The following is a 21,996-nucleotide window of genomic DNA, read 5'->3' on the forward strand; positions in this document are numbered from 1 at the left end:
TTCATCCCCGGACTGGAACTCTCCCGCCGCTTCTACCTCGAAGCCGTACGGCCCCTGTTGGACGAGGCCGCCCCCGGGATTACGCACTCCGCCGCCCGCGTCGGCAGCGGCTCGGAAGTCCTCGGATTCGACACCGCCCGCTCCGCCGACCACGAGTGGGGGCCCCGCCTGCAGATCTTCCTGTACCCGCAGGACGTCACCCACCACGGAGCGTGACGAGGTCGCGACGCTCGACCGATAGCCGCACCGGCCACATCCCTGAACGCTGGCGTCCGTAGACCGGCACCCGCACCAGCCAGCCTCCTGAGGTGTGCCATTGGAGGGCGGAGACAGGCCAGCAGGTGACATAACGCCATCCAGGGCGGTCGCGTCGGGCAGCTGAGCAGCGCCGGCCACGATCTCCGGGAATGCCGGCACCAGGTCGCTGCCCCGCCGTGAGCGCAGCACCACCCGGCCGGACTCGACCCATACCTGCGCCCGGAACCCGTACCACTTCGGTTATGCGCTGTTGAGCTGTCCGCGGGATGGAGTGCCGCGTCATGTCGATCACGGGGTGGCGGGTGCACTTCACTCGCCGGGAACTGGCACGGCCACGCGAAGTGACCCCGTTCATGCGGGAGTTCAGTGATCTGTTCGCCGGTCTCGCTCAGGGGTTGGATGATCTGGGGGCGCCCGAGGGGCAGCCGTGCACACCTTGCAGGAGCTGGAGATGCGTACCCGGCTTGAACTGGTGCCGGAGGGGGCCTGGGAGCCGGTGGGCTTCAGCGACGAGGGCTGGCTGGAGCGGTCGGCGGTGGCCGCGTGAGCGAGGAGGCACCCCGCGCGGGTCGCGGCCGTGCGTCGGCTGTTCCCGGCGGCTTCTACGAGCCGCCCCCGACCGTGGAGTTCCCCGAGGACGGCGGGGCGCCGGTGGTGCGGTTCACCGGTGAGGACGGCCGCGAGTGCGTGTTCCGGTTCGAGGAGTTGCCGCTGCCAGGATTGCACCGGGATTTCGCGCACGCGCTGGGGGTGCGGATCGGACCCGGCGGCGGGCGCCGCACACAGCGGGCGGCGAGCGGCCAGTGGCAGACGATCAAGCGGTTCCTGCTGCTCCTGGACCAGCTTGCGGAACCGCCGCGGCGGGTGGAGGAGCTGCGAGTGCGTCACCTGGAGCGGTACCTGATGTCGAGGCGGCAGACGTGTGGGGAGAAGTCCGCCCGCCGGAACCTGCAGGACCTGCTGCGGATCGTGCGTGTCCTGCCCGGTCAGGAACGGCTGGACGGGGCTGTGGTGGACTTTGCCGGGCAGCCCGGGCACGGCGTGGACGCCCAGCAGGCTGGGCGTCCGGGGTACTCCGATCGCGAGTTCCAGGCTGTCATGGCCGTCGCCCGCTCGGACGTGGCCGCTGTCCGTGACCGGATCATGGCGGGCGAGAAGCTGCTGGGGCGTTTCCTCGACAACGACGAAAGCCTGTCGGTGGCTGAGCGGGAACAGGGGGCGCGGCGGCTGGCGGCGATGGCGGCCACGGGCCGGGCTGAGCGGGCGCAACCCGGAGGCATTGAAGGAACTGCCCGCCGAGCACCGGCTGTTGGAGGCGCGCGCGGTGGCGGTCACGCTGACCAAGCGCCGTCGGGGCAAGGCCAACTCCCGCACGACGGTGCACTGGAGCGTCGATGAGGACCGCCAGTTGCGGACGATGGGGAGCTTCTACCTGCTGCTGCACCGGTTGATGGGCCACAGCCGGGCGTTCTCCGGGAGCGGGTCGGTGTGGTCGATCTGGGCGGGCAACGGCCGAGGCGGTGATCTCAATGCCGCCACTGGCGGGCACATCGGGCCCTTCGATGCCGAGCTGGCCCGCAAGCTGAAGCTCGGGGCGTGGGCCGAGCGCCACGGCCTGGTCGGCGACGACGGCAAGCCGCTGCAGATGATGGTGACGGGCATCAAGAAGACCGTCGAGGTGCGCACGGCGAAGCAGGTCGGAGGGCATCTTCCGTCCGCGCGGGCGACGAACACGGCGGACACCTCCTTCACCCACTACCTGCGCAAGGGCCCGTTCGTCGCCGAGTGGGCGGCCGACGTGCTCACGGAGGCGATCACCGACGCGGAGGAGAGCGCCCGCGCGGTCGTCGTCCGCCTCGGTCTTCACCTGCGTACGCCACTTCCTGCTGTGAGCACAGGGCCGCCGGGACTGGATCGCCGGAGCCACCAGCCAACGCCGCTACCTGATCCGATACTTCCTGAAATGGACCACAAGCCGTCGCCTCACCCGCGAACTGACCGTCCCCTCCATCCCCAGGCAAGAGCCCCAGAACCTGCTCGACGAGAACGATCGATGGCCGCTCCTCCAGCGCTGTCTCACCGACGATGCCCTGCCTACGGACGTGCAGGCTGCCGGCGCGATCACCCTGCTGTTCGGTCCGTCCACCGAACGCCTTTGCCATCTGACGCCCGAGCACCTCAAGTTCGGTGACGAGCACGCTCACTTGTTCCTGGGCCGCCACCCCGTCCTGCTGCCTCCACGGCTCGCCGAGCTCCTTCGGAGCCTCGCCGAACAGCCTCAGCTACGGCCGCAGCTCTCACGAGTCCAGCCAGGGCCGCGGTGGCTCTTCCCGCGCATGGTCCCAGGCAAGCCGATCTCGACGCACGGCATGACCCAGAAACTGGGTCGCCACGGCATCCCGGTTCGCACCGCCCGCAACGCGGCGCTGGCAGCCCTCGCCGCCGATCTCCCCAGCCCAATCCTCGCCGACCTGACCGGCATGCACCGCCACACCGCCATCCGCTGGGTCGCCTACGCCAGACGCGACTGGGCCGAATACCTTGCCGCCCGAGCTGAAGACGAGGCCAACAAGCGGGAGAAGAAGCAGGTTCCTGACACCGTTTAGCGATCAGACGACTGAGAGATTTCGATGAGAACTGGACAACACTTCTGCCATCACGTGGGCCATCAGTCCACCCGGCCGAGTGTCCGGCTGTTCCTCACGCCTTGCCGAAAGTACTGGGCGAACACGTCGTCGTCTCGTTGATGCACACATAGACGGTGACGTTTAGGCCCTCGGCGATGTCTCCGCTGCCGTCGGGCGTGCCCAGGTTGTACTCCTTCAACCCGTCCGCCGTGCCCACGTAGAAGGTGTCTTCGTCCTGTGTATGACCTTGCGCGTCTGTGACGACGACCCGGGCTCTTGCAGCATGTCCGTCGGCGTAGCCGTCCTTCACGGACAGCTTCTCGCCGTACGGGTCGAAGAAGACCCAGTACTCGCCAGATCCGTCGCTGCGCCACAGACCTGAGCCCGCCTCGACACCTCCGGGGTCCTTGTCACTGGGGTCCGTCCACGATTCGGTGTCCCAGAAGGTGGCCGCGTGGGCTGGTCCGGTAGTGCTGATTGTGAGCCCCACAACCGTGCAGGCTGCGACCAGAGCCATGCGGACCGCGCTCTGTGCTGTTCTCACTCGGTGTCTCCAATCTCTCCCCGTGCCATCTTTGCTTAGGCAACTGGAAGGTGAACATGCCATCTGCCGCAGCAGATGGGAACCTGAACTCTTCGAGGTTGACGAGACGACGGCCAAGGGGTTCGAAACCACCGGCCATGTGCGTCGGAGGCGAGTACCCCGCCGGAGACTCCAAGCAGCATCGTTCGTTGACGGGACATGGGCGAATCAGTTGGCGCCGAAGCGCCGCACCACCCCTACTACGACGTGTCCCAGCGCGTCGACGGCTTCCAGCACGCAGTGCGTTGCCTTGACTGCCATTGGTCCCAGATCGTGGACGAGGACCTCCATGAGGAGCGTGAGAATGTCCTGCTTGCCTGGCACGCCGCGCATCCGGAGGAAGCCGTCGACCACCTCACTCTTCCACCCACGCATGTCCGTCTGGCCGTCCCGACCTACGCGCTCTGGAAGAACGACGGCTACGGTTGCGCACTGGTCAGCGACACGCGTACGCGCCCGGACGGCGGTGCTGTCCGCTACAACCACGAGTGCCTGATGAACCTTCAGAGGGCGTTAAGTCCGTTTCCTGCTGAGGCTTCGTCCGGGCTGGGTGAGGATGCCTTGGCGGCCGAGTCGGCCGAGTCGGGAGCGGGTGACGTTCACCGTGGACTCAGCTCCATGGCCCGGGCCGAGTCGCTTACGCGGCGGCCTGCCTTTCCTGCGGCCCCGACGGATCGACAGCTGTGACATGGAGAAACGGCAAATCAGAGGACCGCTCAGCTGCTCAAGGCTTGCCACTCCCGCGCCAGCACCGACCAGACCTCGGCATCGTGGCGGACGCCGCGGTAGAGGTAGGTTTCGCGCAGGACGCCCTCACGGGTCATGCCGAGTCGCTTGGCCACGTTGATGCTGGGCGTGTTCTTCGGCGACACCAACCACTGCACACGGTGGATGCCGCGCTCGTTGAACGCCCAGTCGATGATTAGCCGTGCTGCACGTCCGACCAGGCCCCGGCCTGTGGCGGCAGGCTCCAGCCAGCAGCCTGCCTCGCAGGTGCCGGCTGCGGCGTCGAATTTCGGGAAGGAGACGCCACCCACGAGGGTGCCGTCGAGCCAGATACCGTACAGCCGGCCGGTGTCGGAGGCTGCCTTGTCGGCGTAGCGCTGGAGATAGCCGCGGGCCGAGTCGAGGTCGGCAGCGAGGTCGGGCAGCTCCATGTGCTCGCCGACGAAGTCCCGGCCCCGGTCCATATGCGCGAGGAACTCCTCGGCCCGCCACGGCTCCAGCGGCCGCAGCTCGGCCCCGTCCCCCAGGGAGATCGCGAACATAGCCGCCCTTCGAAGTGCGCCTATCCGACCGTTGGATCTTCGCATGCACGCCCTCCCATCCGCTACGGACGGCGGCGGGGCTTGCCGCGTTTGCGAGGGCGTTAAGTCTGATCCATCTCGGTTCGTGATCGCTCGATCGTGGTACCGATGCTCGTCCGGGCCGACCGTTCGTCATGCCCATGCTGGGATGCGGGCATGGAGCGAAGACCGTATCCGAGCGACTTATCGGACGAGCAGTGGGCGTTGATCGAGCCGATGATCACGGCCTGGAAACAGGACCGAATGAGCCGGTCGGCGACCGGAGACCCCGGGTCCTGCGATCTCCGGGAGATCGTGAACGCGATCTTCTATCAGAACCGGACGGGCTGTCAGTGGCGCTACCTGCCCCATGACCTGCCGGCATGGTCGGCGGTGTTCTCCTACTTCACGCTGTGGCGCCAGGACGGGCTCGACCAGCGGATCCAGGAACTGCTGCGCTGCCAGGTGAGGGAGAAGGCCCGCCGACTAGAGGACCCGTCCCTCGTGGTCATCGACACCCAGTCCGTGCGCGCCGCCGCGGGTGTCCCGAAGACCACGACGACGGGACTGGACGCGAACAAGGGGACGCCGGGGCGCAAGCGGGGACTGGCCGTCGACGTGCTGGGGCTGATCATCGGCGTCGTCGTCCTGGCCGCTTCCGCGCACGACAACACCGCCGGTACCGCCCTGCTCGACCAGGCGGCCGAGCGGTGCGGGATGCGCCTGGAGAAGGTCCTGGTGGACCAGGGCTTCAAGGACGAGGCCATCATCCACGGCGCCCTGCTGGACATCACCGTCGAGGTCGTCCGCCGCAACCCGGACGACCAGGGCAAGGGCTTCGTCCCACAGCCCAAGAGGTGGGTGGTCGAGCAGGTCAACGGCACGCTGATGCTGCACCGGCGCCTGGCCCGCGAGTACGACCACCGCCCCGACAACTCCGCCTCGCGCGTCTACTGGGCCTCCACCGCGAACATGACCCGCCGTCTCACCACACCCACCCCGGCCTGGCGCGACACTCTCCAGGTGGCCGCGTGAACATCATCGAACTTCTGACGGACCTCCAGGCCCGGCACGACGAGGCCACCGCCCGGGCCAGCGCACTACGCGCCCAGATCGAACACTTCACTGCCGCTCTCACCGAGACCGAAGCGCGTCTCGCGGACCTGGCCACCACCCGGAAGGTCATCGCCGAACTCGCGCCGACCGGGGAGCCACCGGATCCGCCCGAGTCGACCACCGACTACCAGGCCATCCTGAACGCCTTCAACCAGTACCCCGACCAGGCGTTCCGTGTCCGCGAACTACACGAGTTCCTCGGCATGCCCACTGACGACCCAGCCCTGAACGTCACCCGCAGCCGCCTCGGACGCCTCACCCGTCAAGGCTTCCTCACCCAACCCGGCCGAGGCATCTACCAGAAACGGACTTAACGCCCTCTGAATGCGCGAATCCGAGACTCGGTGCGCAACGGTCGCGGTCCGTAGTTGCTATGACTGACGCAACCTACTCCGTACCGTAGGCCGCCCACCGCCCGAGGGTGAACCCGTCGCCCTCTTGCCGGACTTCCACGGCACCCGCCCCGCCGAAGTGTGCAGGGACGACCAACTCCCTTTCGGCGGCGGCTCGTTCGAGGATCCGACGGCGGCTGGCTACTGTTTGTTCCGCATCCAGACAGAAGCAACTGTTGCAGGAGGGTGTGAGGATCTGCACCGGGCTGTGCAGAAGATCGCCGACGAAGACCGCCCGGTCGCTCCCGGATGCGAGCCGCAGTACGGATGAGCCGGGCGTGTGGCCTGGCGCGGACTCCAGAGTGAGGTGCTCGTCGATGCGGTGGGTGCCGTCCCACAGTACGGTCTGCCCGGCCCGGTGGACGGGCGCGATGCTGTCCTCGTAGATCAGCCGGTCATCCTCCCGGCGGCTGTTCCCGTACGCGTTGTCCGGGCCGAAGTGGAAGTCGTCCGCGGCCGGGATGAGGTACTGGGCGTTGGGGAACGTCGGCTGCCACCCTCCGTCGACACCGACGGTGTTCCAACCGACGTGATCACCGTGTACGTGGGTGTTGACGACGACGTCGACGTCCTCCGGCCGGACGCCGACCCGCGCCAGCCCACCCAGGAAATCGCCCTGCCAGTGGTGAAACCGGGCCGAGCCGGGCCGCTCGCGCCCGTTCCCTACCCCGGTGTCGACCAGGACGGTCCGTCCGCAGCTGCGCAGCACCCAGGTCTGTAGCGCCACCACCGCCCTGTCGCCGTCCGGTTCCCAGTGATCCGGCGCCAGCCAGTCCTCGTTGCCCTTCCACACCTCGGCGCCGGACTCCGGAAGCAGGCCGCGTGCGGGCGCGAACGCCCCTTGCCACTCGACGACTCGGGTGACCTCGACATCGCCGAGCACGATGCTCTGCATGCTCTCGCTCTTCATGCCCTCGACTCTAGGAAGGACAGATGAGCCCCTCAATGCCCGCTCAGCTCATTCAGATACGCACCCGTCTCACCACTGACGCCATGGGTATCCTGACCCGATGGATGTGGTGAGCGACGCGGTCTCGGCGGTACGCATCGGGCGTCCTTCCTCAAACCGGGTGCGGGTGAGCGGGAGCTGGTGCACGCGGCTCGCCTCGTACGACGGTGCGGGCTTCCATGTGGTGCTGGAGGGCAGCTGCTGGCTGCTGCCCGACAGTGGCTCTCCAGTCTCGCTCGGCGCGGGTGACGTGGTGCTGCTGCCGCACGGCACGGGACATGTGATCGCCGACGCCCCCGCCGATGCGACGACCGTGAAACAGGCGGTGCCGTTCGAGCGGTGGCTCGACGAGAGGGGGCCGCGCCGACCCCGAGCCACCTCCGGCGAGGTGCAGATGCTGTGCGGCAAGTACCGGCTCGACCGCAGTCGCGTACACCCGCTCATGGCGGAACTGCCGAAGGTCGTCCACCTGCCGAACCGGGTGGGCGCCCATCCCGAACTGCGCGCCGCCGTCGACCTGCTGGGCCACGAGCTGGGCGCACAAGGACCCGGCGCCTGCATCGCGGTGCCCAGCCTGCTCGACCTCCTCCTCGTCTACATGATCCGCTCCTGGGCAGCCCAGGGCACGAGCGGCACCTGGCCGACCGTACTGGGCGACCCAGTGGCGGCCGCCGCCCTACGGGCGCTGCACTCGGACCCGGCCGCCCCGTGGACCAACGACCGCCTGGCCGTCGAGGCAGGCGTGTCCCGCGCCACCCTGGCCCGCCGCTTCACCACCCTGGTCGGCCGCCCGCCGATGGCGTACCTCACCTGGTGGCGCCTGACCTTCGCCGCCACCCTGCTCCGCGACACCCCGGACCCTCTGGCCACCATCGCTCGCCGCGTCGGCTACGGCACCCCGTACGCCCTCTCACATGCCTTCAGCCGGGAATTCGGTACTACCCCGGGGCAGTACCGAGCAGAGACAGCCGGTCGATCGGCGTCCACGTGAGAGTCCTTGATGAACCATCACCCTTGGCACTCGCAGAAATCCAGCTCAGATTACGCGCTGGTTCGGCGATCAGCCGGGGGGCCGACTGTCACTTGCTGTGACAGGAACAGCATTCCGAGGGCACCGATTGCGCATGATGGACCGACATGGCCAGTGCTCATCTCACGCGGATTCCGGCGTTCCCGCAGGAACCAATGCGCACGAGATCGTGGAACCTACAGAAGCCGGTCCAGCAGCGCCGCGTTCGACAGGATCACTCCGCACGGGTGCATCGCATAGCCGCGTGGCAGCGCATCCAGGCCCTCGGCGAGCTCCCACAGCGACCCGAACCGGTCGGCCCGGGCAGCGAGTTGCCGCAGCTCCGGCAGTTCGGCCGGCGCACCGCGAATATCCCGGGCCCGCAGGTGCGGGAAGCTCTTGGCGATCTCGCCGATGAGCTGGGGCGGAATCCCGAGAGCGAGGCCGGTGTCGCGCAGGGCGTGCCGGGCCCGGTAGGTCTCGGGCATACCGGTGACCGCGGTCCGCTCCCGCCCGAACCGCTCGATGATCGCGTCGTACACCTCCAGGCGCCGCTCGGACTCCACATCAAGGTCGATGTCCGGCAACGACGTACGCCGCTCGCTGAGGAACCGCTCGAACAGCAGGCGGTGTTCGAGCGGGTTGGCCGTGGCGACGAACAGCGCGTGGTTGACCATGGAGCCGGCGCCGGAGCCGCGCGCGGCGACCCGGATCCCCAGCGCCCGTGTGTCCGCGACGACCTGGGCCACGGCCAGGAAGTACCCCTCAAAACCCAGCCGACCGATGACCTCCCCGTTGGTCCCGGCTACGGTGGGCATCGCGTATCCGCACGGGCTGTCCAGGTCGACGGCCGTGGACGAGGCGCCAGGGCAGGCCGGTGCCTCGGCCCTCATCGGCCTTGTCGCGGCTACGGCGGTCGCGCTTCTGCCGAAGTGCGGCACCAGAGCCTTCCAGATCGACAGTGTTCCTCGCGGCCGGCTGGTTCTTCGTCGAAGCCATATCCTCTGGCCACGCGGCGTGTGCTGACGTCAGCAACCCCGACTGGTGTCAGCCGTCGTCCCATGGGCGCAGACGTTGCGTCCCGTCTCGGCGGCGGAACGGTCAGGCTGGTCGGCCGGGGCAACGGCCGCCGTGGCTCCGAGGCCGGTGGTCGCCAGGAACCCGCAGCCGATGACCCTCAGGGGACTCGGTGCCGCGGGCTTGTGGTTGTCGCGTGGGTTGGGCCTGCTCATGTCCGACTTCTCGTGTTCTTCGACCGCCACTCCGGGCTGGTGGCGAGGGGCCAGGCTGGCCGGTTCAACAGGCTGAGTGAAGCTGGTTGGCCGTCGTGTCAACCTCTCGTAAGAACTGGGCCGACCTTCCCGCCTCAGCTACGTCCAGCCGAACGTCAGGTGTGCACCGCGCACTGGGATCGGGGGCAAACGGCCGTCGGTCTTGTCCGATCGAGGGAGGGCGGGAAGTCCTCCGGTGGCCGTGGCCGCGTCAGGGCCGGCCTCGACGGCAAGGACGTCGTGTACCTGGCTGAGCCCTGGCCGTGTCATCGCTGCGAGAGCCCTCTGGCGTGAGCGTCGTACTGCGACCGAAAGCTGTCGCAGCCGCACGCCGTCGTGAGGTGCCTTCGCGCTTCGTGGGTGGCGTCAACCAGCGCTCGCGAAGTCCTCGGTCGGTGCGGCGAGTCCTTACGAGAACCTGACGTGGCGACCCAATTCCTGCGTCGCGGCAGTCCCACGGGTAACTCTGGTCCCTGAACACAGGGTTCGACGGATGCGTCGAGAGCCGGAGGAGCCGTGAGCGAAGGGACCAAGCATCCCGGACGGCCGGCCTCGCACGACGACCGACTGGCCCCACGTCGGCAGGGGCCCCTTGGCGGGGCCGACAGGCAGGACATCGCTTCCTCCTGGCGTGACTCACCTCGTGAAGTGGTGTTCCACCCAGGAGAGTTCGGAGGAAATCCATGGGGCGCAACTCGCGCAAACGATCGAAGACCACGGGCGGCAAGGTCATTGCCGCCGCCGCGGCTCTCACACTCGGAGCAGGCGGGCTGGTGGTCGTGAATGTGTATGCCTCCGCCCACGAGACATCAGGCGGCAACACCGTCAAACGGTCATCTCAAGGTGGGACCGGCCAAGCCGCGGCCTCGGAAGCCTCCACCATCGACTGCCCCGACGTCGGCAGCCGGCTGCAGCAGGTGCCGGACCAGGCCAGGGCAGAGGTCGACAAGCAGCTTGCTTTGCTGGACAGCCAGATCTCCGAGGCCTATCAGAGGCTGCAGAGTTCGGCCCAGGCCATACAGCAGGACAGCAACTTCGCCAACAACGCGATCATGGGTCCCCTGAAGGACAAGCGGGTCGCGACGATCGACCGGATCGCCATCGCCATCGGCAGGGTGGGGGACAGGCCGCAGGGCATTGAGCCGCTGGCCGCCTGTACGCTGCGCGCTTCCGGCAACCAGGGCGACACCGGCGGCAATCAGAACGACGGCCAGGAGAACGGTCAGGGACAAGAACAGGGCAACGGGCAGGGGCAGCCCGCCGGTGGCGGACCGGCAGGCAACGGGCCTGTCGCCGCTGACTTCGTCGACATCACCACGGTCCAACCCAACGTGACAGCACCCCGCGCGTCGCAGGAGGCCTCCAGGGGGACCTTCACCACCCAGTGCGGTGTGAACGAGAACAAGCTGTACAACAGCGACAACGTCATCGTCGCGCCCGGTGTGGACAACGGTGCTCATCACACGCACGACTACGTCGGCAACCAGGCGAACGACGCGTTCGCCGACAACGACGACTTTGCGGGAGGCCAGACCACATGCCAGAACCAGGGTGACAAGTCGTCCTACTACTGGCCGGTCCTGAGGCTGCAGGACGGCACCGAGGAATTTGACGCCCAGCAACAGGGCGGCGGCGCCGAGGGCAATGCCGGCAAGATCCTCACCGCGTCGCAGGTGACCCTGGAGTATGTGGGCAACGCGAGCGGCAAGGTGGTCGCCATGCCCAAGTTCCTGCGGATCATCACCGGTGACGCCAAGGCGTTCACCAATGGCACCGCGAACGCCAACGCGGCGTGGAGCTGCACGGGCTTCGAGGACCGCCAGTTGACGGACAAGTACCCGATCTGTCCCGAGGGCAGCAGCGTGGTGCGCACATCCAAGTTCCAGAGCTGCTGGGACGGCCAGAACACCGACAGCGCCAACCACCGCGCCCACGTCGCGTTCGCCGATCCGAACACGGGTGCGTGTCCGAGTGGCTTCAAGGCCATTCCGCAGCTCGTACAGCGTCTGGTCTACGACGTGGACGCGCCCAGCCTCAACGACAACGGCCAGTCCAGCCCGTTCTACGCGGTCGACGGCTTCCCGGAGCAGATGCACAAACCGATCACGGACCACGGTGACTTCGTCAACGTTTTTGACGAGCAGCTGATGAACGAGATGGTCCAGTGCATCAACACCGGCCGCCAGTGCCAGTGATGTCACCGCATTGAGCTCCTGTCCGGGCCCGCGGTGACTGCCGGGCAAACGCCCACGACTGAGACCGAGATGGGTCGGCGACAGGTGTACGCGATCCGTCGGCCCGGCGAGTTGCTTCAGCCAGATGCTCCTGGCCGGGGTCATGTCCGGCAGTTGGGCGCGCCGCAGCGCCCGGCCTGGGCCTATGCGGCGGGGTTGAGGGCGAAGGGAAGGATTGCTTCGGCCATCGCGACGGGATCGGTGAGATACGCGTCGTGCGCGTGGCCGGGGATCTCCACGAGGCGTCCGTTCGGCAGGGCCTGCTGCAGACGCCGGGAGGTGTCGGTGAGCCACGGCGGGCTGAGCTGCCCGACCACCAGGAGTGTCGGGGTCTCCAGGAGCGAGAACCGCTCCAGGTCGTCGCCGAAGGCGTCCATGGCGCGGATCTCACGGGCCCAGGTGGGGGTCATCGACGCTCGTACGGACCACACGGGCTCGCGGCGGAACGCCTCGATCGCTTCCTCCGGCAGCTTCAGGAAGTTCCGCAGGCCGAGGGTCAGAGCGTGGTCGAGGAGGCCCTTTCCCACCGCCTGCTCGAACGGTGCGAGGGCTTCTCCGCCGACGGGCCCGTGCAGCGGCACGGGGGGCTCGTAGAGGATGAACCCGGCGAGAGACTGCTTGAGCGCAAGGCCCAGGGTGACGAGCCCGCCGTAGGAGTGGCCGAGCAGGATCGCGTCGGGGCCCGCGAGTTCGAGGACGGCGGCGATGTCTTCCTGCTCGCGCTCGATGCTGAAGTCGGGGCTGTCGCCGCTGGCTCCATGGCCGCGGCGGTCGACGGCGTATGTGGTCATGTGGGGTGCGAGTACGTCGGCCAGAAGCTGCCAGTCCTGGGCGGCGCACAGGGCTCCGGGGGACACCACCAGGGGACGTCCCTGTCCGGTGACCGTGACGGCGATGACGGTGCCGTCGGCGGAGGTGACCTGCGTCTGCTGGGGGCTGATGTCGGTCATGGTCTCTTTCCTTGCGGGGACGTGGCCCGGTCGTGCGGTTGCTTCACGGGGTGACCCGGAATCCGGCAGGCCCACGGTACATCGATTCGATGTGTGCCTCGAATCGATGTGAGAGCATGGCGTCATGCTGGAACTCGCGATCCTGGGCTTCCTCGCCGACGGCCCCCTGCCCGGCCACGCGCTACGCCGCCGCGTGGCCCAGCTGTCCGGGTACACACGTCCGGTCAGCGACGGCAGCCTCTACCCGGCTATCAACCGCCTGACGAAGGCCGGCTTGCTGGAGCGGCACACCGAGCCGAGTGCGGCCGCCGCGCGGTACGTCCTGAGTCTGACCGTGGCCGGGCGCACCGAGATGCTGAAGCGACTGCGCGAGCCCGCCGAGCACGAGATCACCGACTTCACGCGGTTCTTCACGATCCTGGCGTTCCTCTCCCAACTCCCGGACGTCGCCGAGCAGCACGCGGTGCTCCGTCGGCGGCTGGAGTTTCTGGAGGCGCCGGCGAGCTTCTTCTACGACGGCGACCGCCCCCTGCGCGCGGAGGATGTCGCCGACCCCTACCGGCGCGGCATGATGCTCACCGCCCGCGCCATCAGCCGCACCGAACGTGCTTGGCTGCGTGAAGTCCTGGGTGAAGACGGCCCCGGATCCGGCGCCGCGCACCCCGGTAATGGTCCGGTTACGCTCGATGAGCGCGTGACCTGAGAGGCAACGGAGGCCTGCACTTGCTTGCATCCTGGTACGACCGACAGGGCCCGGCAGCCGACGTGTTCCAGGTGGGCGAGCTACTCGACCCGCACCCCGGCCCGGGCGAGGTGCGTGTACGCGTCACCGTGTCGGGCGTCAATCCCGGGGACACCAAGAAGCGGCGCGGCTGGCTGGGTTCCTCCATGCCCTTTCCGCGTGTGATCCCGCACAGCGACGCGGCCGGTGTCGTCGACGCCACCCGGGTGGGGCAGCGGGTGCGCCCCTGGTGCCGTCCGGGACCGCCATGGCACCGCTCGCCCTGCGCTGGATCACCGACCAGCCCGGCGTGAGCGTCGTCATCCCGGGCGCCCGCACCCCCGAGCAGGCACATGGCAACGCGGCCGCCGCGGACCTGGCACCGCTGTCCGACGACGCCCTGCGGACGGTACGCGCGGTGTACGACGAGCTCATCCGCCCCAGGTGGCCCACCGATGGTGACCGAGACACTCTCACCGGACGGCCTGCGGATCCGCGCCGGGCATCACCACAAGCCCTACCGCTATTTGCTGGCCGACGGCGAACTCGACCAGCTTCTCCTGGACTTGGGGCTGCGGCGCGCGGCGAGCATCTGGGCCGGCCAGCGGGCGGTCGAGGAGAGCGCACCGCACGGTGTCTACGGGCGGCCCTGCATGGCGTTCGTCCTGATGGACCCGACCTCCGGGCCGTGGGTGCCCAACGAGCAGGCGGTCATGGCCGCCCTGGTGATCGGCGACGACGGTGCCCGGTTCCTGCCCAATGCCGCCGCCAAGGCCGGCGGCCACCGCCGCCTCGGGCGCAACTACGGCGAGGCGGTACTCGTCGACACGCATCTGTGCGGCACGGGCCACTTCCGGTACGGCCACTCCGCCGAGGTGCGAGGGCTCATCATCGGATCCAGCGCGCAGACCACGGACCAGGACCTGTTCGAAGCGGGCGCCCTCGCCAGGGACTTCGTCGACGCCATCGCAGAACGTCATCTCGCCTGGCAGGAGAAGACCGGGCCGGGGGAGTGGCTTGGTGCGAACGACACACCTGCCGACCAGCATCGAGCCCTGGTGAGCTGTTTCCCTTCTGGCTGACATGTCCATGACTTCAGTACGGTCACCACCGAACGGCCTGACGGAGGAAGCGTGAACCGCCGAGACCTGATCAAGGCCGCAGTCGCTGCGGGAGCCGCGAGCTTACCGATGTCGCTGGTGGCGAGTTCCCTGCCCGCCCACGCGGCGGACGTGCCGTGGAATTCGCCCGGAGCCGGAAACCCGATCGTGCCCGGGTTCTTCGCCGACCCGAGCATCTACGTGATCAACGGCGTCTACCACCTGTACTGCACCACCGACGGCTACGGCTGGGACAGCCCCGCGCCCACCGTGTGGACGTCGACGGACCTGGTGCGCTGGTCAAACGCCCCGCTGCCGCTGAGCCCTGCCCCGAACGTGTTCTGGGCACCCAGCCTGGCCACGAAGAACGGCAAGTACTACCTGTCATGTTGTACGCGACGACCAGCGACTTCAGGACCTTCAGCGCGGCGAAGACCTGGTTCGACCCGGGCCACTCCGTCATCGACTCCACGGTGATCAAGAACAACGGCACGTACTACCGGCTCAACAAGGACGCGCGAGACGGCGGCACGTGCAGCAACTTCATCACCGAGGACAAGTCGACCACCGTCCTGAACACCCGGTACTCCGTGGTCGCCGACTGCATCGGCAGAGGCTCGATCAGCCGGGGCGAGGGCCCGCTGGTGCTCAAGTCGAACACCGAGAACAAGTGGTACCAGTTCATCGACGAGTACGGTGCGCGCGGCTACATCCCCTTCGAGACCACCGACCTCAATTCCGGCAAGTGGACCCTGTCTTCCAACTACGCTCTCCCCTCCAAGCCCCGTCACGGCACCGTACTGCCGGTCACGCAGGCCGAGTACGACCGGCTGAAGAACCAGTACGGGTGACTGTCACGGCCGGCCGTGCCATGACCGCGACGACGCGGGGCGTCGTGGACGGCGTAAGAACTGACCGCCCTGTGGAGGGCGGCGACAGGTAGGGCCTCAGCCGGTGCCGCGCGTCGCAGCCGTCTCTTCGCGTCTCGGTTCGTTCCCTGTCAGCCCGTCGTCACGGACCGGCGGTCCCTGGCGGCGGGTGTGCTCCTCGCGGTGCCCCAGGCGAGCAGAGCGAAGCCCAGGGCGAAGCCGAGCATGGTCCATACGCCGCGGGGCCAGAAGATGTGGCTGTCCACGAAGAACCAGCCGGCCACGAGCAGTATCACCGTGCCGGGGACAACGCGCGCGCCGTGCTTGGGGAAGAGCGCGATCGCAGTGGCCACCACGGCGCCTATGAGGGCGTAGGCGCCGGCCTGCCCGAGCGCCTCACCGGTGTGGTAGAGCGGGCGCTTGATCGGGCCCAGGGCCGCTGTCTCGGCGGTGTGCTCGACCGCGGTTCCGGCCGCGATGCCGGCCACCGCGTCGAGGCCCGTGTAGTAGGCCGCGTAGACGAACGCTCCCGCCCAGGCCGTCACCGTGGCGATGCCGGCCAGGTCGGGGCGTGGGCGGTGCCATAGGGGGACGAGAAGGCCGATCGTGAGCAGCGGAAACACCGGCAACAGGGCGATGTGTAATTGTGTCCACTCCGCTGCCGTCGACCTTGACAGCCCATGCGGGTGTGTGACGCCGGCCGCAGCCAGCACAAGGGGCGCGGCGATAACCAGGATGATCTTTCTGATGGTCAACACGTTGCGATCGTAGGCGCGTTGTGTCGGTTGAGCCGGGCACGTAAGGGGTTCGTAAGACATACGGTGCAGAAGTCCGCCGGCCCGGTCGGTTGCCCACGTGATGGCACACGCGGCGGACGGCCACCCGCCGAGACACAGGCATGCAGACGATTCAGGACGCGGCGTCGCCCAGACGTAGCGTCGCCGGGCAAACACCTTGAACGTGGTCCGGCAGCCCTTCAATAGGTCGCTGTGAACGGTGAGTTCGCGGATGCGGGATGTACTGACCCTGTTCCGGGTGGCACGGCTGGATGTCCGGGCGTCGCCGACACCGGATTCGCCGCCCCGGCCTGGTTCGCCGAACTGCCCCGCGCGCGCCTCCCTGGACGACACAGTCGCCCTCGTCGAGTCCACCATCGCGTGCCCCACCCGACGAACTCCCCGACGGCCTCTTCCCCCAACTCAACTTGCTCCGGGTCCTCTTCGGCACCAGCGTTCCGCTGACCCCTCAGCCGTCACCTCGGGCAGTAGCTACCTCCTCACCGGCACCGCAGGAACCGCTGTCGTCCGTCGGTCCGGCACGGTCGGCCTCACTCTCACCACCGTCTTCCGCTGGTACATCACCATGCGGCCCGCCGAGTACCATCGACCGGATCCCGTCGTTGTGCGCGATTGAGGTCGGAGCGTATTGGCCTGGCGGGTTGTCTGGTGGGTGATCACCTCTCGGCGGTGCGGTCGGAGACCAGGGCTGCCACAGCCGAGTAGCTCTCGTCGAAGTACTCGCGGCGTCCGAGGTACCGCTGGAGTGTCCGCCACTGCTTGTGTTCGGCGTTGGCGTGCTCGACGCAGATTCGTTCTGATGACTGCTGGTGGCGGGCGGCACCCCACGCTGCGAGAGTTTCGGGCGGGGCGTCCTTTTTCGGCTTCAGGGGTGGGGCCTGGACCTGGTCGGGGAACTGCCTGGCCAGGCCGCAGTAGCCGGCATCGGCTTTAGCCTTGACCGCGGGGTATCGCTCGAACAAGTCGCAGATGCCCTCAGTTTTCACCGCAGTCTGGTCGTGCATCCGGCCGGGCCGGAACGCGCCGGCCCAGAGGGTGCGGCCCTGCTCGTCGGTGACGACGGTGACCTTCTTGGCGTTCTGTCGCATCTTCCCCGAGACGAACGCTCGCCGTCCTGGCCGGTTCGCCCCGCGGCGGCGCACCCGGATCTCGGTGCCATCCAACCGCAGTTCCACGCCTTCGGCCGCGGCGTAGGCGAAGACGTCCTCCAAGGTGCGAAGCCGCAGGTCTAGGTGTCCTGGTACAGCGAAGCCCCGGGCAGCCGGCAGTGGACGGATCTCATGGACGGCCCGGGTGATCGTTGAGCGGTCCACGCCGTAGAGAACAGCCAGAGCTGCATGAGGAAGCTGGAACCGCAGGACGACCAGGGTGGCGATGATCCGGTCGGTGAACACCAACTGATGGTTCGGGCCGGCTCCGACTGCCCTCAGACGGCCGCGACCCCTGCGGTTGTGCAGTCGACCCTCCTCGGATGCCATCCACGCATGAGCCAACTCGCCGATCAGCGCGCCGAGTCGACGGTGCTGAAGTCCGGTGAAGACGGGATGGGACAAGGCCGTGCGGCCAAGGTATTGCGTCATATGAACACCCAACCCGCACGGCGCCCTTCACGACACTGCGCACCCGCTGCGCCTGCCGCGCAACATGACGTCGATCTGCTCTCCGTCGCTTGCGGTTGCGGCGATGCGGGCGGCTCAGAAGGTATCGAGCGCGCCCACGGCCGCACGGATGTGGGCCGGCCCGAGACGCGGCCGCTCTCCGGCGCACCACCAGGAGAGCTGCTCCTCCGCCTCGCGCGCATGCATGCCCAGGTTGTGTTCGACGCACAGGGGCCACGCCTGCCCCAGACGCTCAGCGACGGTATCCTGCGCGGCGTCGGCGACGATCGCCAAGGCATGAGCAAGGTCTTTGGCCACCTTTGGGTACAGGTGACCGCCGTGCCACTCGCCATTGGCCAGCGCAACGTAGACATACTCCGGCTCGTCCGCCTCGTAGGAAGGCTGGGCCACCAGTTGCAGGGGCCCCTGCTCAGGAAGAGTCACTGCCAAGTCCCGGTTGAGGAGCGCAAGAGCCTCGTCCCACAAGGGGTACTCGCCCAGCGAGACGCGACGGAGCCCGGGACTGTCGAAGAGAGCATGCATAGGGCCATCCTCCACTACGGACGGCCGACCCCAATCGCGCACCAGGTCGTATAAGGGTGATTCGATCCCGCGTCAGCTTCTCGTAAGAACTTCTGTTCGCTCCGGAGAGCTCAGTGACGGTCCGGTCGGCTCATCCGGAGGTGAGCAGGCCCCGCAGGACGATGTCGAGCGCGGCGTCGAGGCTGACGGGCAGGTCGAAGGGCGGAGGTTCCTCCCGGATCCAGCGCAGGACCGAGGAGAAGTAGCAGGACGCGAGCAGGGCGCCGGCCTGGGTGGAGTCGACCGTCCGCCGGATTTCGCCGCGCCGCTGCCCCTCGAGGTCGAGAAGAAGCGCACGCTGCGCGCGGCCAGCGTGCTGTCTCTCGCCAGGTGTGATCTCGGATGCGGCCGGAGTTGGTGTAGTAATCGGGGCGGGAACGGTCATGCTCGTTCTCCTCATCAGGGTGGCTATTGGCAGCAGGCGGCGCGACTCAGAGGTCCGAGACCGGGTCGAGTTCACACTCGGGGTACTGGCTGGGCCCGCCGGCCTTCTCGAACGGCGCATTGATCGTGGGTGAGTGGTGACGCGGGGCGACTCGCACTCCTCTGCCGGACCGTGTGGGCGAGGCGGGCGAGCACACGTCGGATACCGACCGGATCAAGGAAATCGCTGTAAGGCACCGTGACGGGACGATGAAATCGGATCACTCACGGTTCACTCATCCACGCAACCGGCAGCGGCCTTTCCCCCTCACTGGCTCGACTTGGGGTAAGGAAATGCCGGGCTGACGAGTGGACGCCGGTGCCGACGAACGGTCACAAGGTCCGGTGGCGCGGGTTGGACAGGAACAGCGTGGTGTGTCTGCCGAGCCAGCAGCGTTTCTGTTCGGCCCAGCCGTTCTGGAGGTCCTGCACTTGTTCCTCGGTGAAGCCACGCTGCCAGGGCCTCTCGTCCGGTTCGCCCCGGCGCTCGGACCAGACACGAACAAGGACGTACAACTGCCCGCCAGGGCGCAACCAACGGCGAGCGTCGACCATGAAACGGGGGTGGTCGATGAACGGCAGGATGTTGCGGCAAACGATGAGGTCGAGCGAGCCGGGCTGCAGTCGAGGCGGGATTGCCCCCGCGTCGAAATCGTGCACACCGTAGTGCAGCCGACCGTTGACGCCTTGCCGATGCGCGGTCCGGATCGCGATCGGCGAGAAGTCCAGGCCCAGCACGTCGTAGCCCCAACGGGAGAGCTGTCGGCTGAAGCTGCCGATGCCGCAGCCGACGTCGAGTACGGATGCCCCGGCGTGCGGGTTAACGTGCTGGAGAAAGCGGTCGACCTCGGCGTCGGTCACGAGGCGGTCTATGGCCCGACCCTCGCTGTACCAGGCATCCCACTGGTCGGGACTGAGGCGATGCAACAGCGACCTCATGCTGCGTCCTGCGGGTCATGAGTCGAAGCCGAGGCCGCCCCGTTCCCCGAAGTCGGCGGGCGGGAGAGCCGGTGGAAGCGGGAGAGGTTGAAGCCGCCACCCTGCACCTCGCCGGCGGGGACAGCGAAGAGATCGAGTCCGGCCTCACTGGGCGGTTCCGGGGCGGCCTCCTGGATGGCGAGGAGAGCCTCGCCATGCTCGCGGTGCGGCAGGAGCCGCGGTGCCAGGTCGGTGTGTCCCTCGAATGTCATGGTCGGCCCCTGGTCAGGTGAAGTTGAAGGTGATGGCGAGCACGGCGAACACGGTGGCGATGAGGAGGACCTGGGCGCTGATCTGCCTCCAGCCCCAGCCCTTCTTGTCCATCCAGCGCAGCGGACGCCTTCAAGTCGGCGCAGTAGGCTCCTCGGGGATCACGAGGTGTACGAACGCCTGGTACCGCTCGCCCAGATGCTTGATCACGGCGCGGTACTCGTCGTCATCGGAGCTGATGTTGTGCCGGTCGAGGACGATCACACCCTCTGCGAATGCGCCTCGGATCTGTCGGTCGACTTCCCTCCATCCAGGGCGCTGCCAGGGGGGCGTGTAGACGCTCCGGCCCGTGCGCGAGCCGGGGAAGTACGTCGTGGGCACGGGTACGGCAACATCGTGGAGCCTTGCTCCTATCGCGTAGCCGTGCTGCTCCGCCTCGGCATGGAGGGTGTTCCAGTCCTCGTCGGGGCTGGCCCCCGGACTCGGCACCAAGCTGTACGCCAGGACGCGAAGCTGCCGGTCGCTGCTTTGACGGTCGCGTTTTCCGACAGCCTCTCGATGGAAGTGCTGGCGGAGCTTACGGAGCTGCCCATTGTGCGACTGGCGCTCCAAAGGGTCGGGACCACTGTGCCGCCCCCGGATCTGGCCAGCATTCGGCCAGCTGCCGGATGACTGCACCTCCAGACCCAGACCATGGTCGGCCACGGGGCTCAACACGTCGGATCCAACGTTGGTTGCGCCGTGCGGCGACATGGGGGTGCCTCCGTAAGAGTGGGAATGACCGCATATGTAGTCCGGCCGCTGTCGGCCACGCCCCACCGATGCGACAGGTGTGCGACTAGGAGCAGCCCTCGCCCGCCCAGGTCGTTGGCACCTGCGCGTCGTCGCTTGGCAGGGGTGGTGCTTCCGTCCGTGACCTCGATCCGGAGCTGGTGGTTGCCGTACAGCACCCGCAGACCCACAGCCCCAGAGCCGTGACTGATCGCGTTAGTCACCAACTCTGAGACGACAAGCTGGGCGTCTTCTGCCGGGGCGTCCGGCAGGGCCCACTGCCTCAGCACGGCTGCTGTGGTGCCTCGTGCTTGAGCGACGTGAATACTCGCCGGCGCCATGACCATCTCGAAGGCACGGGATGCCAGCGGAGACACGGCCGGCACGCTGCTGGCGGCGGTGGGCCCGCCGTCGGTCATCCCAGGTTGGGGAGGCGTTGCTGCCCGGTGCGTGGTCATGTGCCCATCGCACCGTGGTGTCGTGATCCGGAACAGGGGAAACCTGAGGGGGAAAACTTTGTCAAGGGGGGAAAACGAGGGGGGAGTTGGGGTCAGGATTGGATTCCCCACCGATAGAGGTCACACTCATGGCAGCAGATCCGTTCGCCCAACTACTCCGTCAGCTGCGCCGTAATGCGGACCGATCGCAGGATGAGCAGGCGGATGCGATCAACGCGGCCTCGGGCCGGGCGACGGTGACCCGCCGAGAGGTCAGTCGGTACGAGAACGGTGAGAACGTCCCTACGAACCACACACTTGGGCACATCGCTGTGGCCTGCGGCGTCCCGTTGGAGCCGCTCCTGCGGGAGGCAAAGGCCGCCCGAGTCAGGCGGAGGAAGAAGGGCGACGCTGAAGGGGAGGACCTGGACGACGTGAAGCGCCGAACGCTGCTGGGAGGCGCCATCGTCGGCGCAGCTGCCGCTGCCGAGCCTTGGGGCCGACTCGCCTACGCGCTCAGCAAGGGAGCCAGGATCGACCCCGAGTCCGCGTCTGTACTCATCGATCACGCGGCCGAGTTGCATGTGGACGAGCTGAGTGAAAGCGCACGCAGTTTGCAGAACCGGGTCGAGTCTCACCTGGACGCGATCACGGCGGCCCTTCCTCGTGCTGGCGGCCACGAGCGAGCGCTGACCATCGCGGCGGGAGAAACCGCGGCCCTTGCCGGATGGGTCGCGGTTGCGTCCAGGGAAGTGGTGTACGGGTTCGACCTGATCCGGGGGTTTGCTCCGGCATTGGGGATGGTGCCCGCATAGATGAACGGCCACCGGCTGAT

General features: G+C 67.8%; 25 protein-coding genes and 4 pseudogenes. 15 read left to right on the forward strand and 14 right to left on the reverse strand.

Annotation, left to right across the window (positions count from 1 at the left end):
* The 4 genes and pseudogenes from ADK57_RS03140 to ADK57_RS49740 all read left to right on the forward strand — a co-directional run.
* Window positions 1-213 (forward strand): annotated as a pseudogene (locus tag ADK57_RS03140) (hypothetical protein); the annotation flags it as partial.
* 588 nt (window positions 214-801) lie between these two features.
* Entirely contained in the window at window positions 802-1,656 is an 855-nt protein-coding gene (locus ADK57_RS03145) for a hypothetical protein (RefSeq protein ID WP_053747779.1), read from the forward strand.
* Complete coding sequence (locus ADK57_RS49735; protein WP_159049998.1) at window positions 1,538-2,449, forward strand: hypothetical protein; 912 nt, start codon at window positions 1,538-1,540, stop codon at window positions 2,447-2,449. The genes ADK57_RS03145 and ADK57_RS49735 overlap by 119 nt, the downstream gene beginning before the upstream one ends.
* A 178-nt stretch (window positions 2,450-2,627) precedes the next feature.
* Window positions 2,628-2,864: a hypothetical protein gene (locus tag ADK57_RS49740; RefSeq protein WP_159049999.1), complete on the forward strand. Its 237-nt coding sequence runs from the start codon at window positions 2,628-2,630 to the stop codon at window positions 2,862-2,864.
* A gap of 94 nt (window positions 2,865-2,958) precedes the next feature.
* Here the strand turns inward: ADK57_RS49740 and ADK57_RS03160 are convergent, their stop codons facing one another.
* The 3 genes from ADK57_RS03160 to ADK57_RS03170 all read right to left on the reverse strand — a co-directional run bounded on the left by ADK57_RS03160 (window position 2,959) and on the right by ADK57_RS03170 (window position 4,736).
* On the reverse strand, window positions 2,959-3,402 hold the full coding sequence (locus ADK57_RS03160) for a hypothetical protein (RefSeq protein ID WP_053747782.1): 444 nt from the start codon (window positions 3,400-3,402) through the stop codon (window positions 2,959-2,961).
* Window positions 3,403-3,636: 234 nt separating this feature from the next.
* Window positions 3,637-3,822, reverse strand: a complete 186-nt coding sequence (locus tag ADK57_RS48750; RefSeq protein WP_107091467.1) for a hypothetical protein — start codon at window positions 3,820-3,822, stop codon at window positions 3,637-3,639.
* Window positions 3,823-4,184: 362 nt separating this feature from the next.
* A complete protein-coding gene (locus tag ADK57_RS03170) occupies window positions 4,185-4,736 on the reverse strand; it encodes a GNAT family N-acetyltransferase (protein ID WP_053747784.1) in 552 nt (183 codons plus the stop codon).
* A 195-nt stretch (window positions 4,737-4,931) separates the two neighbouring features.
* On the opposite strand from ADK57_RS03170, the gene ADK57_RS03175 reads away from it, so the two are divergent.
* Entirely contained in the window at window positions 4,932-5,789 is an 858-nt protein-coding gene (locus tag ADK57_RS03175; protein ID WP_053747785.1) for an IS5 family transposase, read from the forward strand.
* Window positions 5,786-6,184 carry a hypothetical protein gene (locus tag ADK57_RS03180; RefSeq protein ID WP_199830464.1) on the forward strand — a complete coding sequence of 133 codons (399 nt, stop codon included), beginning with the start codon at window positions 5,786-5,788 and terminating at the stop codon, window positions 6,182-6,184. Before ADK57_RS03175 ends, ADK57_RS03180 begins: the two co-directional genes overlap by 4 nt.
* 73 nt (window positions 6,185-6,257) lie before the next feature.
* On the opposite strand, the gene ADK57_RS03185 is transcribed toward ADK57_RS03180, so the two are convergent.
* Window positions 6,258-7,172, reverse strand: a complete 915-nt coding sequence (locus tag ADK57_RS03185; protein ID WP_053747786.1) for an MBL fold metallo-hydrolase — start codon at window positions 7,170-7,172, stop codon at window positions 6,258-6,260.
* A gap of 100 nt (window positions 7,173-7,272) precedes the next feature.
* Between ADK57_RS03185 and ADK57_RS03190 the strand changes: the two genes are divergently transcribed.
* Window positions 7,273-8,202, forward strand: coding sequence for an AraC family transcriptional regulator (locus tag ADK57_RS03190; RefSeq protein ID WP_053747787.1), 930 nt, complete (start codon window positions 7,273-7,275; stop codon window positions 8,200-8,202).
* Between the two features lie 221 nt (window positions 8,203-8,423).
* On the opposite strand, the pseudogene ADK57_RS03195 reads toward ADK57_RS03190, so the two are convergent.
* A pseudogene (locus ADK57_RS03195) lies at window positions 8,424-9,008 on the reverse strand (DNA polymerase III subunit alpha); the annotation flags it as partial.
* 1,166 nt (window positions 9,009-10,174) lie between these two features.
* Here ADK57_RS03195 and ADK57_RS03200 point away from each other — a divergent pair.
* Window positions 10,175-11,686 (forward strand): DUF1996 domain-containing protein, encoded by a 1,512-nt coding sequence (locus ADK57_RS03200; RefSeq protein WP_053747789.1) that lies wholly within the window; start codon window positions 10,175-10,177, stop codon window positions 11,684-11,686.
* 182 nt (window positions 11,687-11,868) lie between these two features.
* Here the strand turns inward: ADK57_RS03200 and ADK57_RS03205 are convergent, their stop codons facing one another.
* Complete coding sequence (locus tag ADK57_RS03205) at window positions 11,869-12,675, reverse strand: alpha/beta fold hydrolase (RefSeq protein ID WP_053747790.1); 807 nt, start codon at window positions 12,673-12,675, stop codon at window positions 11,869-11,871.
* A 124-nt stretch (window positions 12,676-12,799) separates the two neighbouring features.
* On the opposite strand from ADK57_RS03205, the gene ADK57_RS03210 reads away from it, so the two are divergent.
* The 6 genes and pseudogenes from ADK57_RS03210 (at window position 12,800) to ADK57_RS52365 (ending at window position 15,347) form a co-directional block, all read left to right on the forward strand.
* Complete coding sequence (locus ADK57_RS03210) at window positions 12,800-13,378, forward strand: PadR family transcriptional regulator (protein ID WP_053747791.1); 579 nt, start codon at window positions 12,800-12,802, stop codon at window positions 13,376-13,378.
* Between the two features lie 20 nt (window positions 13,379-13,398).
* Window positions 13,399-13,638 (forward strand): annotated as a pseudogene (locus ADK57_RS46775) (alcohol dehydrogenase catalytic domain-containing protein); the annotation flags it as partial.
* Between the two features lie 26 nt (window positions 13,639-13,664).
* Window positions 13,665-13,760: pseudogene (locus ADK57_RS52355) on the forward strand (aldo/keto reductase); the annotation flags it as partial.
* Window positions 13,761-13,851: 91 nt separating this feature from the next.
* Window positions 13,852-14,478, forward strand: coding sequence for a hypothetical protein (locus ADK57_RS03215; protein ID WP_053747792.1), 627 nt, complete (start codon window positions 13,852-13,854; stop codon window positions 14,476-14,478).
* 51 nt (window positions 14,479-14,529) lie between these two features.
* Window positions 14,530-14,973, forward strand: a complete 444-nt coding sequence (locus tag ADK57_RS52360; RefSeq protein ID WP_159050000.1) for a family 43 glycosylhydrolase — start codon at window positions 14,530-14,532, stop codon at window positions 14,971-14,973.
* Window positions 14,883-15,347, forward strand: a complete 465-nt coding sequence (locus ADK57_RS52365) for a hypothetical protein (protein ID WP_053747793.1) — start codon at window positions 14,883-14,885, stop codon at window positions 15,345-15,347. Before ADK57_RS52360 ends, ADK57_RS52365 begins: the two co-directional genes overlap by 91 nt.
* A 149-nt stretch (window positions 15,348-15,496) precedes the next feature.
* Here ADK57_RS52365 and ADK57_RS03225 read toward each other — a convergent pair whose 3' ends face one another.
* From ADK57_RS03225 to ADK57_RS46795, 8 genes are all read right to left on the reverse strand, one after another.
* Entirely contained in the window at window positions 15,497-15,988 is a 492-nt protein-coding gene (locus ADK57_RS03225; protein ID WP_234389939.1) for a hypothetical protein, read from the reverse strand.
* An 830-nt stretch (window positions 15,989-16,818) separates the two neighbouring features.
* Complete coding sequence (locus ADK57_RS03230) at window positions 16,819-17,742, reverse strand: transposase family protein (RefSeq protein WP_053747794.1); 924 nt, start codon at window positions 17,740-17,742, stop codon at window positions 16,819-16,821.
* 114 nt (window positions 17,743-17,856) lie between these two features.
* Window positions 17,857-18,303 carry a hypothetical protein gene (locus tag ADK57_RS03235; protein WP_053747795.1) on the reverse strand — a complete coding sequence of 149 codons (447 nt, stop codon included), beginning with the start codon at window positions 18,301-18,303 and terminating at the stop codon, window positions 17,857-17,859.
* Between the two features lie 130 nt (window positions 18,304-18,433).
* Window positions 18,434-18,727: a hypothetical protein gene (locus ADK57_RS03240; RefSeq protein WP_053747796.1), complete on the reverse strand. Its 294-nt coding sequence runs from the start codon at window positions 18,725-18,727 to the stop codon at window positions 18,434-18,436.
* Between the two features lie 371 nt (window positions 18,728-19,098).
* Window positions 19,099-19,626: a class I SAM-dependent methyltransferase gene (locus ADK57_RS03245; RefSeq protein WP_159050001.1), complete on the reverse strand. Its 528-nt coding sequence runs from the start codon at window positions 19,624-19,626 to the stop codon at window positions 19,099-19,101.
* Between the two features lie 74 nt (window positions 19,627-19,700).
* On the reverse strand, window positions 19,701-19,955 hold the full coding sequence (locus tag ADK57_RS46790; protein WP_078972927.1) for a hypothetical protein: 255 nt from the start codon (window positions 19,953-19,955) through the stop codon (window positions 19,701-19,703).
* A gap of 130 nt (window positions 19,956-20,085) precedes the next feature.
* Window positions 20,086-20,565 carry a hypothetical protein gene (locus ADK57_RS03255; RefSeq protein WP_234389936.1) on the reverse strand — a complete coding sequence of 160 codons (480 nt, stop codon included), beginning with the start codon at window positions 20,563-20,565 and terminating at the stop codon, window positions 20,086-20,088.
* A gap of 98 nt (window positions 20,566-20,663) precedes the next feature.
* Window positions 20,664-21,182, reverse strand: a complete 519-nt coding sequence (locus ADK57_RS46795; RefSeq protein WP_078972928.1) for an ATP-binding protein — start codon at window positions 21,180-21,182, stop codon at window positions 20,664-20,666.
* Window positions 21,183-21,310: 128 nt separating this feature from the next.
* Between ADK57_RS46795 and ADK57_RS03260 the strand changes: the two genes are divergently transcribed.
* Complete coding sequence (locus ADK57_RS03260; protein ID WP_234389938.1) at window positions 21,311-21,976, forward strand: helix-turn-helix domain-containing protein; 666 nt, start codon at window positions 21,311-21,313, stop codon at window positions 21,974-21,976.
* Window positions 21,977-21,996: the final 20 nt, after the last annotated feature.

It is taken from the genome of Streptomyces sp. MMG1533 (genome assembly GCF_001279775.1).
In the GTDB taxonomy this organism is placed as follows: domain Bacteria; phylum Actinomycetota; class Actinomycetes; order Streptomycetales; family Streptomycetaceae; genus Streptomyces.

Excerpts from the sequence above, each read along its gene's own strand:
- ADK57_RS49740 (WP_159049999.1), top strand. The coding sequence starts at position 2,628 with ATGACCCAGAAACTGGGTCGCCACGGCATCCCGGTTCGCACCGCCCGC.
- ADK57_RS03160 (WP_053747782.1), bottom strand. The coding sequence starts at position 3,402 with ATGGCTCTGGTCGCAGCCTGCACGGTTGTGGGGCTCACAATCAGCACT.
- ADK57_RS03170 (WP_053747784.1), bottom strand. The coding sequence starts at position 4,736 with ATGTTCGCGATCTCCCTGGGGGACGGGGCCGAGCTGCGGCCGCTGGAG.
- ADK57_RS03175 (WP_053747785.1), top strand. The coding sequence starts at position 4,932 with ATGGAGCGAAGACCGTATCCGAGCGACTTATCGGACGAGCAGTGGGCG.
- ADK57_RS03185 (WP_053747786.1), bottom strand. The coding sequence starts at position 7,172 with ATGAAGAGCGAGAGCATGCAGAGCATCGTGCTCGGCGATGTCGAGGTC.
- ADK57_RS03190 (WP_053747787.1), top strand. The coding sequence starts at position 7,273 with ATGGATGTGGTGAGCGACGCGGTCTCGGCGGTACGCATCGGGCGTCCT.
- ADK57_RS03200 (WP_053747789.1), top strand. The coding sequence starts at position 10,175 with ATGGGGCGCAACTCGCGCAAACGATCGAAGACCACGGGCGGCAAGGTC.
- ADK57_RS03205 (WP_053747790.1), bottom strand. The coding sequence starts at position 12,675 with ATGACCGACATCAGCCCCCAGCAGACGCAGGTCACCTCCGCCGACGGC.
- ADK57_RS03210 (WP_053747791.1), top strand. The coding sequence starts at position 12,800 with ATGCTGGAACTCGCGATCCTGGGCTTCCTCGCCGACGGCCCCCTGCCC.
- ADK57_RS03215 (WP_053747792.1), top strand. The coding sequence starts at position 13,852 with ATGGTGACCGAGACACTCTCACCGGACGGCCTGCGGATCCGCGCCGGG.
- ADK57_RS52365 (WP_053747793.1), top strand. The coding sequence starts at position 14,883 with ATGTTGTACGCGACGACCAGCGACTTCAGGACCTTCAGCGCGGCGAAG.
- ADK57_RS03230 (WP_053747794.1), bottom strand. The coding sequence starts at position 17,742 with ATGACGCAATACCTTGGCCGCACGGCCTTGTCCCATCCCGTCTTCACC.
- ADK57_RS03235 (WP_053747795.1), bottom strand. The coding sequence starts at position 18,303 with ATGCATGCTCTCTTCGACAGTCCCGGGCTCCGTCGCGTCTCGCTGGGC.
- ADK57_RS03240 (WP_053747796.1), bottom strand. The coding sequence starts at position 18,727 with ATGACCGTTCCCGCCCCGATTACTACACCAACTCCGGCCGCATCCGAG.
- ADK57_RS46790 (WP_078972927.1), bottom strand. The coding sequence starts at position 19,955 with ATGACATTCGAGGGACACACCGACCTGGCACCGCGGCTCCTGCCGCAC.
- ADK57_RS46795 (WP_078972928.1), bottom strand. The coding sequence starts at position 21,182 with ATGACCACGCACCGGGCAGCAACGCCTCCCCAACCTGGGATGACCGAC.
- ADK57_RS03260 (WP_234389938.1), top strand. The coding sequence starts at position 21,311 with ATGGCAGCAGATCCGTTCGCCCAACTACTCCGTCAGCTGCGCCGTAAT.